12 protein-coding genes are annotated in these 12,970 nt (G+C 71.2%); 4 read left to right on the top strand and 8 right to left on the bottom strand.

What is annotated here, in order from left to right:
- Positions 1-7 precede the first annotated feature (7 nt).
- Positions 8-1,402 carry a glycosyltransferase 87 family protein gene (locus AC4BEG_RS13410; protein ID WP_490706119.1) on the bottom strand — a complete coding sequence of 465 codons (1,395 nt, stop codon included), beginning with the start codon at positions 1,400-1,402 and terminating at the stop codon, positions 8-10.
- Between the two features lie 234 nt (positions 1,403-1,636).
- Here AC4BEG_RS13410 and AC4BEG_RS13405 point away from each other — a divergent pair, with 234 nt between their 5' ends.
- Together AC4BEG_RS13405 and AC4BEG_RS13400 are read left to right on the top strand one after the other, a co-directional pair.
- Complete coding sequence (locus AC4BEG_RS13405) at positions 1,637-2,095, top strand: nuclear transport factor 2 family protein (RefSeq protein WP_490706118.1); 459 nt, start codon at positions 1,637-1,639, stop codon at positions 2,093-2,095.
- 248 nt (positions 2,096-2,343) lie between these two features.
- On the top strand, positions 2,344-2,925 hold the full coding sequence (locus AC4BEG_RS13400) for a GNAT family N-acetyltransferase (RefSeq protein WP_490706117.1): 582 nt from the start codon (positions 2,344-2,346) through the stop codon (positions 2,923-2,925).
- On the opposite strand, the gene AC4BEG_RS13395 is transcribed toward AC4BEG_RS13400, so the two are convergent.
- Entirely contained in the window at positions 2,926-4,581 is a 1,656-nt protein-coding gene (locus AC4BEG_RS13395; RefSeq protein WP_490706116.1) for an amidohydrolase, read from the bottom strand.
- A gap of 197 nt (positions 4,582-4,778) precedes the next feature.
- Positions 4,779-6,266: an APC family permease gene (locus AC4BEG_RS13390; RefSeq protein WP_490707078.1), complete on the bottom strand. Its 1,488-nt coding sequence runs from the start codon at positions 6,264-6,266 to the stop codon at positions 4,779-4,781.
- A 196-nt stretch (positions 6,267-6,462) separates the two neighbouring features.
- Between AC4BEG_RS13390 and AC4BEG_RS13385 the strand changes: the two genes are divergently transcribed.
- Positions 6,463-7,182 carry a TetR/AcrR family transcriptional regulator gene (locus AC4BEG_RS13385; RefSeq protein WP_490706115.1) on the top strand — a complete coding sequence of 240 codons (720 nt, stop codon included), beginning with the start codon at positions 6,463-6,465 and terminating at the stop codon, positions 7,180-7,182.
- Positions 7,183-7,223: 41 nt separating this feature from the next.
- Here AC4BEG_RS13385 and AC4BEG_RS13380 read toward each other — a convergent pair whose 3' ends face one another.
- Both AC4BEG_RS13380 and AC4BEG_RS13375 read right to left on the bottom strand, forming a co-directional pair.
- Entirely contained in the window at positions 7,224-8,006 is a 783-nt protein-coding gene (locus tag AC4BEG_RS13380; protein ID WP_490706114.1) for an SDR family oxidoreductase, read from the bottom strand.
- A 101-nt stretch (positions 8,007-8,107) separates the two neighbouring features.
- Positions 8,108-9,289 carry an aminotransferase-like domain-containing protein gene (locus tag AC4BEG_RS13375; RefSeq protein ID WP_490706113.1) on the bottom strand — a complete coding sequence of 394 codons (1,182 nt, stop codon included), beginning with the start codon at positions 9,287-9,289 and terminating at the stop codon, positions 8,108-8,110.
- A 140-nt stretch (positions 9,290-9,429) separates the two neighbouring features.
- Between AC4BEG_RS13375 and AC4BEG_RS13370 the strand changes: the two genes are divergently transcribed.
- Positions 9,430-10,347: a hypothetical protein gene (locus AC4BEG_RS13370; protein WP_490706112.1), complete on the top strand. Its 918-nt coding sequence runs from the start codon at positions 9,430-9,432 to the stop codon at positions 10,345-10,347.
- A 115-nt stretch (positions 10,348-10,462) separates the two neighbouring features.
- Here the strand turns inward: AC4BEG_RS13370 and AC4BEG_RS13365 are convergent, their stop codons facing one another.
- The 3 genes from AC4BEG_RS13365 to AC4BEG_RS13355 form a co-directional block, all read right to left on the bottom strand.
- Positions 10,463-10,672 (bottom strand): DUF397 domain-containing protein, encoded by a 210-nt coding sequence (locus tag AC4BEG_RS13365; protein WP_490706111.1) that lies wholly within the window; start codon positions 10,670-10,672, stop codon positions 10,463-10,465.
- Between the two features lie 191 nt (positions 10,673-10,863).
- Positions 10,864-11,736: a helix-turn-helix domain-containing protein gene (locus AC4BEG_RS13360; protein WP_490706110.1), complete on the bottom strand. Its 873-nt coding sequence runs from the start codon at positions 11,734-11,736 to the stop codon at positions 10,864-10,866.
- A 353-nt stretch (positions 11,737-12,089) separates the two neighbouring features.
- Positions 12,090-12,839 (bottom strand): GOLPH3/VPS74 family protein, encoded by a 750-nt coding sequence (locus tag AC4BEG_RS13355; RefSeq protein ID WP_490706109.1) that lies wholly within the window; start codon positions 12,837-12,839, stop codon positions 12,090-12,092.
- Positions 12,840-12,970: the final 131 nt, after the last annotated feature.

The raw sequence follows: 12,970 nt of genomic DNA, 5'->3' as shown, positions 1-12,970 counted from the left end.
GGTCACCCTAGAGGGACCCGCCGACACCCCTCGCCGACTGCGGCAGGCGCTCCGCCGGGCGTATGCCGGGGCCCGCCGGGCGCGGCAGGTCCGGGGCGGCGGCGGGGGTGTGGGCCGCGCGCAGGACCAGCCGGGCCAGGACGGCCAGGAAGACCAGTCCGATCAGCGGGTAGACCGCGGTCAGCAGCATCTGGGCCGGGTTCTGGTGGAGTTCGACCCGGGTCGCCTGGGCGTGCGGCACGTACCAGAGCATGAAGGAGCAGAACAGCAGCCAGGTCACCACCGCCCCGGTGATCCACCCCGCGGTGCGCCGCCGCGCCGCCTCCAGGGCGAGCAGCAGCCCCATCGGCACCGCCCAGACCCAGTGGTGCGACCAGGAGACCGGGCTGATCATGAGGGCGGTGACCGCGCAGCCGACGGCTGCCCAGGCGCGTGCGTGCGGCAGCTGCCGGTCGTCCATGACCTGGGCCGCGACCGCCGCGGTCAGGCCCACACCGCCGACCAGCGCCACAGCGGCGACCCACCACAGCCCCGGGTCGGGGGTGTGCAGCAGCCGGGCCAGGACACCGCGGAGGTTCTGGTTGCCCGCGCCCTCGATGTCCCCGGGGCGGTCGGTCGCGAACACCACCTCGGTCCAGAACCGCCGGGAGTCGTGCGGCAGCGCGAGCGCCGCGAGCCCGACCGTGCCCGCGAAGACGGCGATGGCGACGACCGCGCGCCGCAGGTGGTCATTACAGAAGGCGGTCAGCGGCTCGCCGTGCAGCCGCAGCCGCCGCACCCCGGCCACCAGCCCGGCCAGCGCCAGGAAGACCACGAAGAGCCCCGGGGTCAGCTTGATCCCGGCCGCGATCCCGGTCCCCAGCCCGGCCCCGCGGTGGCCCGCCCGGCGGGTGAGATCCCACAGCACCAGCACCGCGATCAGCAGATTGATCTGCCCGAAGCGCAGTGTTGTCCACACCGGCTCGCACCACACCGCCACCGCCGCGAGCGCCAGTACGGCGACCGGACGCGGCAGCGCGCGCGGCAGCCCGGTCAGCCGCAGCGACAGATGGGCGAGCGCGACCATCAGGCCGAGGTTGACGGCGGTGCCGAAGGTCCGCAGGGTGCCCGTCCCCATCAGGGTCAGTGGGGTGAACAGCAGCGAGGCGAAGGGCGGATACGTATTGGGCAGATTGTGGACCGTCGCCCGCATGTCGTAGAGGTCCGCGGCGTTGCGTACCGTCCAGCCCTCGGCCTGGTAGACCAGCAGATCGACCATCGACACCTGGGCGGCCCGCTGGGCGATCCAGAACCCCGTGAAGGACAGCAGGCACAGGACCGCCGCGCACAGCGTCGGACGGCGGAGGACGAAGGCGCGGGCCGGATGCGTCGCGGCAGCGGGGCGCGTCTGTGTCGAGGTCACGGGGGAGGCTCCAGAGCGGCCGTGGGGGGACGGCGGGTCGGCGGTTCGGAGGACCAGCGGATCGGCGGCGGTCGGCACAGACGGCCGACCCTAATACGTTCCGGAGGATGCCCCGGGCAGAGGAGAGGTTGCTCACAGGAGCGGGCGAGTTGACCATGACCTGCGAGGTCATCGACGTACCCGCGGGGCAACGGCCAGGATCGTGCCGAGCACGGACGAGAGGGGACAACCCGTATGACCAGCATCGACACCACCACCGTCACCGAGCGCACCCGGGCCACGGTGCGGGAACTGCTGGGACGGCTGGTGGAGGGCGACCCGGAGCGGATCGCCGCGCTGTTCGCGGAGCGGGTCGACTGGCAGATCGCCGAGAACCCGGCCGCCTGGTGGATCCGTCCCCGCTCCACCCGCGCCGATGTCGCGGCCCACTTCCGCGACCTGGCCCAGGGGGTCCAGCCGGACCCGGACGGCAACACCGTCGACGCGGTGGTCGTGGACGGGCCGGAGGCGGTGCTCACCGGGACGCTCGCCGGGACCGTCCGCGCCACCGGCCGCCCCTACCGCTCGCCCTTCGCGATGCGGCTCACCGTCGAGGGCGGGCTGATCACCCGCTACCGCATCTACGAGGACAGCCTCGCCATCGCCGCAGCCTGCGCGCCCGCCGACCACGAGCCGCACGCGGTCCGGGCATAGGGCCCGTCTTCAAAGGGGCCGCCCTCGCAAGGCGGAGGAGACGGAACCTAGGCCCTGTCCGGTGGGTCTTTGAGGAGTAGCCCGCGGCGTCTGGTGAGGGGGCACCTCCCAGCGGTAGCTGGGGCGGATCGCAGGAGGGTCGCCCTCGTACTGGGCGTACTCGGGCGACTTTCGACAGCGCGGCGAGGTGCGGTGCCAGGCGTCGCGGGCCTGATAAGACCCATCGGACAGGACCTAGGCTGAGCCCCATGACCGCAGCCGTCCCGGTGATACGCGACGCCGCACCCACCGACCTCGGCGCCGTGGCGGCGATCTACGCGCACTACGTCACCGAGACCGTGGCCACGTTCGACGAGACACCGCCCACCACGGCCGACTGGGCACGGCGGCTGGCCGAACTAGCCGAGCGCGGGCTGCCGTTCCTCGTCGCGGACACCGGCGACGGGACAGGGACCGGGTCCGGTCCCGGGGCGGGCGGCATCGTGGGTTACGCGTACGCCGCGCCGTACCGGCCGAAGCCCGCCTACCGCCACACCGTCGAGGACAGCATCTACCTCGCCCCCGGCCGCACCGGCGCGGGTCTGGGCCGCGCCCTCCTCGAACCTCTGCTCACCCGCTGTGCGCGGGCGGGAGTGCGGCAGGTCGTCGCGGTCATCGCCGACAGCGGCGACGGAGCCTCGACCGCGCTGCACCGCCGCTTCGGGTTCATCCCGGCGGGGCGGCTGGCCGCCGTCGGGCACAAGCACGGCCGCTGGATCGACACCACACTGATGCAGTGCGATCTGACGGCGGCAGCGCCCGGTACGGCGGCCGGGGACAACGCCTCCTGATCAGGCTTCGTCCGCCGCGTACACCCGCTCACCTCCCACGAAGGTCTGGAGCACTCGGTGATCGGCGATCTCCTCCGGCGGACCGTCGAAGGGGTCGCCGTCCAGCACGACGAGGTCGGCGAGCTGACCGGGGGCGATGGTGCCTGTGTCATCCGCGTGGTTCACATACGCGCTGCCCGACGTGTACGCGGCGATCGCCGCCTCCAGACCGATGCGCTGCTCGGGCAGGAACACCGGGGCCCCCGCGTCCGCTCCGGGCAGCCGCCGGTTGACCGCGACATGGATGCCCTCCAGCGGATCGGGGCTGCTGACCGGCCAGTCGCTGCCCGCGGCGAGCGTGGCCCCGGCGCGCAGCAGCGCGCCGAACGGGTACTGCCGGCTACCGCGCTCGGGCGTGAGGAAGGGCAGGGTCAGCTCGTCCATCTGCGGTTCGTGCGCGGCCCACAGCGGCTGGATGTTGGCGGTGGCGCCGAGCGCGCGGAAGCGCGGCACGTCGGCGGGGTCGACCACCTGGAGGTGGGCGAGGTGGTGCCGGGTGTCACGGTGGCCGTTCGCGGTCCGCGCGGCCTCGACCGCGTCCAGCGCCTCCCGTACGGCGCGGTCGCCGAGTGCGTGGAAGTGGACCTGGAAGCCGTGCGCGTCCAGTTCGGTGACGTACTTCTTCAGCTCCGCCGGATCGACGAAGCTGATCCCGGAGTTGTCGGAGGCGCAGCCGCAGCCGGTGAGATAGGGGCCGAGCATCGCCGCGGTGTGGTTCTCGGCGATACCGTCCTGCATGATCTTCACGGTCGAGGCGCGCAGCAACCGTCCGCGCCCGGTGGCCTCCCGGCGGGCGATCAGCTCCGGTATCTGCTCGGCGCCGCGCGCCCGGTCCCACCACAGCGCGCCGACCACCCGGGCGGTGAGCAGACCGCGGTCGATGGCCGCGTGGTACACGGGTGTCGGGTCGGCCATATTGGCGTAGGCGCCGACGATGGCGTCCTGCCAGCCCGTGATCCCCAGCGAGTGCAGTACGGACTGGGCGCGCAGCAGGGCTTCGAGCTGCTCGTCGGGCGTGACCCCGGGCACCAGTGAGCCGACGAGTTCGGTGGCGCCCTCCTGGAGCATCCCGGTGGGGTTGCCGTGCTCGTCGCGTTCGATCCGGCCGTCGACCGGGTCAGGGGTGCGGGCGTCGATGCCCGCGAGCTGGAGGGCGCGAGTGTTGGCCCAGGCGCCGTGGTGGTCGCGGTTGGGCAGATAGACCGGCCGGTCCGGGACGATGGCGTCGAGCATCGCGGCGGTGGGGGTGCCGCCGGGGAAGGCTTCCATGGACCAGCCGCCGCCGGTGATCCAGGCGGCGTCCGGATGCGCGTCGGCGTAGGCGGCGATCGCGGACAGATAGGTGTGAGCGTCGGTGGAGTCGGCGAGGTGGCACTGTCCCAGCTCAATACCGGCGCCCAGCGGATGGACATGGGCGTCCTGGAAGCCGGGCAGCAGCAGCCGCCCGGCCAGGTCCACCACCTCGGTACGGGGTCCGGTCAGCTCGTCCACCGCGTCCTGGCCGACGGCGACGACGCGGCCGCCGCGTACGGCGACGGCGGTGACCCGGCCGAGGGCCGGATCGCCGGTGTGCACCGGGCCACCGGTGAAGACGAGATCGGCGGTGGTGTCGGACATCAGAAGAGCTCCATGGGGGGTGATCGGAGGTGTCAGGTGTCGGAGAGAAGGCTTTTGGGCCCTGTCCGGTGGATCTTTGAGGAGTAGCCCGCGGCGTCCGGTGCCGTGGATCGCAAGGCGGAGGATCGCCCTCCGCTGTCGGAGCCGCCGGTGCCAGGCGTCGCGGGCCCGATGAGATCCGCCCTTGCGGACAGGTCCTAGGGGGCGGTGGTCTCAGAGGCGGCTCCGGCCGGCTGGTCCATCGGCAGCAGCAGCGCGTCGCCGTCCGTACCGCGCCCGGTGACGAAGTACGGCGAGCGCCGCCGGTACTTCGCCCACGCGGCCATGACCAGTCCGCTGGCCACGATCGCGCAGGGCAGGGAGAACATGAACCAGCCGTTGTCCGGGTTGAGTTCGAAGTGGTCGGTGCTGGTCAGATACGAGTAGCCGAGGTAGCTGCCGATGCCGAGCAGGGACAGCCCGGACGCCGCCGGCACCCCGACCGCGAGCACCGCCTCGCGCGCCCCTTGGTGCAGCGCGGAGCGGAAGCGCACGGCGCAGGCGATCGCCGTCAGGCCGTAGTAGAGGGCGACGACCAGGCCGATGGAGTTCACCGCGGCCAGGATCATGTCGTTGAGCTTGGGGATGGCCAGGGCGAGCAGGGCGACCACGGTGGCGATGGCCATCACCAGGACGGTGCCGACGGCCGGGGTGCCGTGGCGCGGGTGGACCCGGGTCCACACCTGCCCCATCGTCCGGTCCCGGCCCATGGCCAGCAGTCCGCGGGCGGTCGGGATGACGGAGGACTGGACGGAGGCCACGGCCGAGAACATCAGGGCGAGCAGCGGCAGACTCGCCCAGGGCTCGTCGGCCAGCTTTGCGCCGAGGTAGGTGAATCCCTGCGGGCCGTTCTCGATCAGCTCGGTCAGGCTCATCTCTCGCTGGAAGGCGACCGAGGCGAAGATGAAGAGCCCCAGCATGGCGAAGAGCGCGATGAAGCCGCCGCGCGCCGAGTGGCCGACCTCCTTGGTCTCCTCGGTGATGCTGAACGCCGCGTCCCAGCCCCAGAAGAAGAACACGGCCAGCACCAGCCCCTGGGCGAACGCCTCACCGCTATGGATCGCGAACGGGTTGAACCAGGAGAGCGATATCGAGTGCTTACCGGTGATCAGCGCCCAGCCGCAGAAGAACAGCAGCACCGCGTACTCGAAGACCAGCAGCCACGCCTGGAGACGGGTGGCGCCGCGCACCCCCTTGACCGCCATGACGGTGACCCCGGTGAGCACCACCAGTCCCACGACGGTGGTCACGGCGGTCGAGTTGGGATCCAGGGTGATCCCGGCGACGCTGTTGAGATGCGCCTTGTTGGCGAACTGGAGGATCACCGATCCGGTCACCGCGCTGGTGTACGCGAGAAAGATGATCACGCCGACGACGTTGACCCACCCGGTGAGGAACCCGGGCCAGGGCCCCAGTGAGGAGCCGACCCACGTGTAGCCGCTGCCGCAGTTGGGCTCGGACTTGTTGAGCCGGGCGTAGGAGTAGGCGATGCCGAGGACCGGGATGAAGGCGAGCAGAAGCATGATCGGGCCCTGGAGCCCGACGGTCAGGGCGAGGGTGCCCATGCCGATGGCGATGCTGGTGGTGGCCGCCGTACTGGACGCGGCGATGGCGACGCCGTCGATGACGCCGAGCGAGCGGCGCATCTCAGGGGGAGATTGAGACAAGACGGGCTCCTCACGGAGGACAGGAGGACGGGGAAGAGCCGTACGGGTGCCACGCATGGAACAACGGGTGCCAATCTTGCGTCAATGGTGTTGACATAAGAAGTCGGGAGCCTTTCACTGCCCAGAACGACAACAGAGGTGAGAGCGGGGCGGCAGCCACGGAGAGGGGCCCACTATGACTGGCGCAGCGGATGAACGCATTCCCCATCAGCGCAGACGCCGACGGCCCACCCGCTCGGGCACTCTGCTGTCCGCCGAACTGATCGTCGACTGCGCCCTGCGGCTGATCGGTGAGCACGGCCCCGAGGCGCTGAGCGTGCGCCGTCTCGGAGCGGCCCTGGGCTGTGATCCGAGCGCGGTCTACCGCTACTTCCGCAACACCGACGATCTGCTGCTGGCGGTCGCGGACCGGATCATCGGCGATTCGATGGAGGGCTTCGTCCCGGGGCCGGACTGGGTGGCCTCGCTGCGCGAGATGGCACGGCGGGTGCGGGACGGCTATCTCGCCCATCCCCGGGCCGCCGCGCTGGCCTCGTACCGGGTCACCCGCAGAGAGAACGAGTTCCACTCGGTCGAGACCGGGGTGGGCATCCTCCTGCGGGCGGGCTTCACCCCCGCCCGCGCCCTACGGCTCTATCTGGCCTTCGTGGACACCGTGCTCGGCCATGCCGCCCTGGACGCGGCGACCCTGGCGCTGCCCGCCGCCCAGCGGGAGACCGACGGCTGGGCGTCCACCCTGGCCTACCGGTCGGTCGACGCGGACGTGTATCCCGTGCTGGCGTCGGTCCGCGACGAACTGGACATCCTGGCCGAGAGCTCCTTCGAGGACGCCCTCGAGCTGGTCCTCGCGGCCCTGGTGGCCCAGGCGCCGCGCGGTGCGCAGGGGACGGAGTGAGCCGCGTCGGTCCGCGCCGCCGCCCTCTCCGGACAACACACCTAGCGCATCAACTCACCGGCATTGACCAGCAAAGACTGCCCCGTGATCGCACGCGCGCGGTCGGAGGCCAGAAACACCACGGCCTCCGCCACCTCGCCGTCCGTCGCCAGTTCGGGCAGCGCCATCCGGCCGGCGAGGCGGTCCCTCACCTCGGCCTCGGATACGCCCTCGGACCGCGCCGCGAGGGAGACATAGCCCTGGACCGGGGGACCCCACATCCAGCCCGGCTGCACGGTGTTGACCCTGATCCGGTGCGGGCCCAGTTCGCGCGCCAGCCCGTACATCGCCGAGACCAGCGCTCCCTTGGAGGCGGCGTACGCGGTCTGGCGCACCTCGCTGGGGGCGGCGACCGACGACTGGGTGCCGATCAGTACCACCGAACCGCCCTGCCGTCTGAGCGCGGGCAGACAGGCGCGGGTCATCCGGAGGGTGCCCAGCAGATTGATGTCGACGACCCGGGCCCAGGCCGCGAAGTCCGCGTCCTCCAGACCGCCGAAGTGGCTGTCCAGCGCGGCCACATGGACCACCGCGTCGATACCGCCGAACCGCTCGACGGCCAGGGCGGCCAGCGCCTCGCACTGGCCCTCGTCCGAGATGTCGGTGACCCGCCAGGCGGTGTGCGTGCCGTCCGGGTCGAGCTCCGCGGCGGCCCGGGACAGCCGCTCCCGGGTCCGCGCGCCGAGCACGGCGTTGGCGCCGTCGCGGACGGCCGCGACGGCCACCTGATGCCCGAGGCCGGGGCCCACTCCGGAGACGACCACGGTCTTGCCGCGCAGCAGCATGGCGTACCTCCCCTGGGGCGGCTGTCGCTCTGACGGAGCGTCAGGTTAGGACTGCCGCCCCGAGAAGGCCAGAGCCTGGCGGGAGTACCGCGCCGTCGTGGTCAGCGCAGCGTCTTGGCCAGACGGCGCAGCCCCTCGGCGATCTCGTCCGGGGTGTGGGTCACGAAGGACAGCCGCATCGCCGCCGGATCCGGATCCGCGGCGAAGAACGGCGCGCCGGGGACGAACGCCACGTCGTGCTCCACCGCCACCCGCAGCCGCTCCGTCGCGTCGTACCCCTCCGGCAGCGACGCCCACACGAACATCCCGCCCTCCGGCCGGTTCCAGCGGGACCCCTCGGGAAGCGCTCCGGCCAGCCCGTCGAGCAGCGCGTCCCGGCGTTCCCGGTAGGCGACGCGCACCCGGGACAGATGGGCGTCCAGATCGGCGTCGGTCAGATAGCGCGCCGCCGCGAGCTGGTTGACCGTCGGGCAGTGCAGGTCCGCGGCCTGCTTGGCGATCACGCAGGCGCGGAGCAGTGCCGCCGGGGCGCGCAGCCAGCCGAGCCGCAACCCCGGAGCCATGATCTTGGAGTAGCTGCCGAGCAGTACGGTCCGGTCCGCGGCGCGCGGCCCGGCCGCGATCCAGGGCACCGGCTCACCGGCGAACCGCAGCTCCCCGTAGGGGTCGTCCTCCACGATCCACAGACCGTGGCGCTCGGCCACCGCCGCCACCGCCTCCCGGCGGCCGGCGGGCAGGGTGCGGCCGGTGGGGTTCTGGAAGGTGGGGACGGTGTAGAGCAGCTTCGGCCGTTCGCGCCGGACGAGCTCCCCGAGCGCCTCGGGGTCCAGCCCCTCGTTATCGCCGGGCACCGCCACCACCCGTGCCCCGGCGAAGGCGAAGCACTGGAGCGCGGCGAGATAGGTGGGGCTCTCCACCAGCACCGTGTCGCCCGGCTCCAGCAACGCGGTGGCCAGCAGCGTCAGCGCCTGCTGTGAACCGCTGGTGATGAGCAGGTCGTCCGCCCCGGTGGGCAGTCCGCGCGCGGTCAGCCGGGCGGCGGTCGCGGTGCGCAGCCCGGGGTCGCCCTCGGTGGTCGAGTACTGGAGGGCCGCGCCGGGCATCTCGGTCAGCACCCGCCCGAAGGCGGCGGCGATGCCCTCGCTGTCGAACAGCTCGGCCGCGGGCATCCCGCCCGCGAAGGAGATCACCTCGGGGCGGGCGGTGAGCGCGAGGATGTCGCGTACCGGCGACCCGGCCACGGACGCGGCGCGGGTGGCAAGGGCGGGGACATCGGCGCGCATGGGACTCTCCTGGCTTCTCGGCTCGGGAAGGTGCGCGCAGCGTATGACGGACCGGTCGGGCCCGACCGAACTGTCCGCGATCCGGTCGGGTGTTCCCGTACCCCTCCACAACTGACGAATCGTCAGCTAAACCTGGGGAGATGAGAACCGACTCCAGCGACTCCAGCGACTCCGGTGCGGACCGCGGTGCGGACCGCGGTGCGGACGGGGGCGGGACCGGCGGCGGGACCGCGCACCCCGACCGGTACGCCGAACTGGCCGCCACCGGCCCGTACGGGATACGCCCCGGGCACGCCCTGATCACTATGGTCGAACCGCATCCGGGCCATGAGTACGCCTACAACCGCTGGTACGAGGACGACCACTTCATCGCGGGCGCGATGGCGATGCCATGGATCTTCGCCGGGCGCCGCTGGGTGGCCACCCGCGATCTCCAACTGCTGCGCTATCCGGAGCGGTCGACGGTCGCCCGGCCCGTCACCGTCGGCTGCTATCTCAGCGTCTACTGGATCACCGAGGGGCGCTATGAGGAGCACATGCGGTGGACCGTCGCGATCAACAAGCGGCTGAACCGCGACGGGCGGGTGCACCGCGAGCGCACCCATGTGTTCACCGCCTTCCAGGACCATGAGCTCACCGTCTACCGGGACGGCGCGGCCGGTCCGCGCGATCACCACGCCCTGGACCACCCCTACGCCGGGCTGGTCCTGGAGGTCATCGACACCGAGGGCCCAGAGCAGCGGGCGGAGTTGCTCGACTGGCTCGGCTCCCGCCATCTGCCGCGGCGGCTGGCGGGCTCCTCCGCCGCGATGGTCACCGTCTTCCGTCCGACCCCGCTGCCGGGGGACCGGATGTCGTACGTCAAACAGGTCGATGGCGTGGACACCAGGCTGACGTTGCTCTGGTTCCTGGAACAGGACCCACGGGAATGCTGGGAGCCTTCTCTCACCGGACTCGACGGGGAGGTGGCGGAGTCCGGGCTCGGCCGGGTGGAATTCGTGGCGCCCTTCATTCCGACGATTCCCGGTACGGACCGATTCGTCGACCGGCTCCGCTGAAACCGGAAATGCCGCGAGCCCTCTCGGCAGGGACGGCGGCCGGTCGAGAGGGCCCGGAGGCTATACGGTGAATCCGCACCGCCGACCGCTCTGCCGCGGTCGTGCGTAACGGAGATCAGTCGAGGTCGAAGGCGCCACCACGGACGTCGGACACAAAGGCCGACCACGATGCGGGGGCGAAGCCGAGCGTCGGGCCCTGCGGGTCCTTGGAGTCGCGCACGGCGATCTCGCCGACCATCGGGGAGGAGATTTCCACGCACGCGCCGTTTCCTGCCGAGTACGAGGATTTCACCCACATACTCGTCTTTCCCTGCTGAATGGACACAATTGCTCCGATGCGTTTTGTTGAGGAAGTGCACCCCGTGTCTGGAGGCGAGACCGACGTTACTCGGCAACATCGTTGGCGCAGGGGGCCGTTCACTCGACCGGATGGCATATTCCCCTGGCCCCTTCCTGGGGGCGGTGCGGAGGTGTAACCTCCGCTCGCTTCAACGGCTCGGAGCCACCTCCACGTCGTCAGCCCTCCCCGTGCCGACGCGCGTGGTCCTGGGCCACATCGCTGATGAACTGACGGCTCTGGTCCACATTGAGCGCCTGCGCGCGCAGATGCTCGTACATCATGCTGTAGCTCTGCACATCGCTGAGCTTCTCCAGATAGAGGTCGCTGGTCACCCCCTCCAGATAGACCACGCTGGTGTCCGACTCGTCGGAGAACTCGAGAATGGTGAACTGCCCGCTCATCCCCGGATGCGAGCCCATGCCGAACGGCAGTGCCTGCACCGTCACATGGGGCTCATGGCTCATCCGGACCAGATACTCCAGCTGATCGCTCATGATCTTCGGACTGCCGACCACCCGCCGCATCGCCGCCTCGTCCACCACGGCCCACAGCCGCAGCGGCGCCAGCGGATCGGTGATGCGTTCCTGCCGCCGCAGCCGGACCTGCACCCGCTGGGCGATCTGGTCCTGCGGCGCCTCCGGCAGCGCACCGCTGATCACCGCCTCCGCGTACTCCGGCGTCTGCAACAGACCGGGCAGCACCTGCGGTTCATAGACCCTCAGGGACGCCGCGTCCGTCTCGAATCCGATGTAGACGCTGTACGGAACGTCACCGAACGCGTTCCACCAGCCTTGCTGGCGCGACTCCTTGGCCATTTGCATCAGGGAATCGACCAGCGCCTTGTCCTCGACCTTGTAGGTCCGGCAGAGGTCGCGCACATCGCGCTGGCTGATGCTGCGCCGTCCGTTCTCCAGTCTGCTGATCTTCGACTGGGAGACCATCAGCTCCTCCGCCACCTCCTCCGCCGTCATGCCCTTCTCCTGGCGGAGTCTGCGCAGCTCCTGACCCAACCGGCGTCGCCTGACAGTGGGGCCGACGTTCGATGTCACGGGACGTGCACCTCCGGCTTCATAGCGCTGATTTCTGCTGTTCAGCCTGCCACTACCGGCCGGGGCCCCGCTGGGAAATGGCTCCACAAAGGCGTGCGAACGCACGCGCGGGGCGGTGGGGCGGCCGTCGTCCGGGTCGGCCGTCCCACCACCCCGCGCGCTTCAGCGGCTCCCGAACCGGTCGGTGGGGACTGCGGTGCGGTCGGTGGAGCGGATGTGGTGCAGGTCTTGCTCGATGTGGTGCGGGTGTTGCGCAGCGCCTCGGCGGCGCCGGAAAACGGGCCCGGCGGTGCCGTGAACGGCGCCCGCCGCCCTGTCGGCGGGTCCGCGGCGGGTGGTGCCCCGAGAGGGTGTCAGCGCGCTCCGACGCGGGCCATGCCCGCGCGACGGGACGGCTGGGCCGGAACGCCGGCCGCGGGCTCCGCCGCGGACCGTGCCCCTGCCTGCCGGCCTCCGGCCGGTGCGCGCCGTGGTTGTGCCGCGACACCGTTCTGCACGTCCATCACGGCGTGCGCCACGAGACCGCCCATCGGGTCGTGCCGGATCAGATCCCGGAGCCTGGAGCGCGAGGAGCGCCCCTCGTTCCCGGGATACAGGTGCTTGCCCAGCCCGACCGCATGGGCCAGGGCGGCAAGCGCGGCGGTCCGCGGGTCCGGCGGTACGCCGGTGCGGATCGCATTGTCCAGCCGGTTCCTGATCTCCCGGCTGATCGCCGTATCCGTCGCCTGATAGCGAGTGGTCGGCAGCACCCCGCACATCTGACCCGCCACGGCATGCACCATGCCGCAGCGCTCCAGGTGCGTGAGGTACGTCTGGCGCAGCCCCAGCCGGGGCCCGCCGATCCAGTGGACAGCCCGAACCGGGCTGCCGCGTCGGCGCAGCAGCTCCAGTGCGGAGTCCAGAGTCGGATCTCCGGTCGGCCGTGGCAGCACCACGGCGATACGATCCCCGTCAGGGGCTATCCGTCCGGCCAGAGCCAGCTCTACTAGCTGTGCTCCGGCAAGACCGAGGTCGAGCGACTGCGGCTGCGCCGTGGTACCCGTGGTCGGGTCCAAAGCGAGCAGCAGAAGCTCCTCCGGAATTGTTCTGCGGCTCCTGCCCATCCATGCCTCCCCGCGTGGATGAATGACAGGGTGACCCCTCTCACATTGGTCTGTCGAGAGTGCCTGGTGGATTTGTGTGGGAACCAGTAGGTATGTCTTTCTCGTCTAGCGGGTGGGCGTGCCTCTGAAGG

Source organism: Streptomyces sp. JLBJ103 (assembly GCF_058215575.1).
The sequence above is the reverse complement of the archived record's forward strand: the minus strand, read 5'-3'. Positions and strand labels throughout refer to the sequence as shown.

What these genes read in the sequence shown, in the direction of transcription:
- AC4BEG_RS13405 (WP_490706118.1), top strand. Translation starts at nt 1,637, where the DNA reads ATGACCAGCATCGACACCACCACCGTCACCGAGCGCACCCGGGCCACG.
- AC4BEG_RS13400 (WP_490706117.1), top strand. Translation starts at nt 2,344, where the DNA reads ATGACCGCAGCCGTCCCGGTGATACGCGACGCCGCACCCACCGACCTC.
- AC4BEG_RS13395 (WP_490706116.1), bottom strand. Translation starts at nt 4,581, where the DNA reads ATGTCCGACACCACCGCCGATCTCGTCTTCACCGGTGGCCCGGTGCAC.
- AC4BEG_RS13390 (WP_490707078.1), bottom strand. Translation starts at nt 6,266, where the DNA reads ATGCGCCGCTCGCTCGGCGTCATCGACGGCGTCGCCATCGCCGCGTCC.
- AC4BEG_RS13385 (WP_490706115.1), top strand. Translation starts at nt 6,463, where the DNA reads ATGACTGGCGCAGCGGATGAACGCATTCCCCATCAGCGCAGACGCCGA.
- AC4BEG_RS13380 (WP_490706114.1), bottom strand. Translation starts at nt 8,006, where the DNA reads ATGCTGCTGCGCGGCAAGACCGTGGTCGTCTCCGGAGTGGGCCCCGGC.
- AC4BEG_RS13375 (WP_490706113.1), bottom strand. Translation starts at nt 9,289, where the DNA reads ATGCGCGCCGATGTCCCCGCCCTTGCCACCCGCGCCGCGTCCGTGGCC.
- AC4BEG_RS13370 (WP_490706112.1), top strand. Translation starts at nt 9,430, where the DNA reads ATGAGAACCGACTCCAGCGACTCCAGCGACTCCGGTGCGGACCGCGGT.
- AC4BEG_RS13355 (WP_490706109.1), bottom strand. Translation starts at nt 12,839, where the DNA reads ATGGGCAGGAGCCGCAGAACAATTCCGGAGGAGCTTCTGCTGCTCGCT.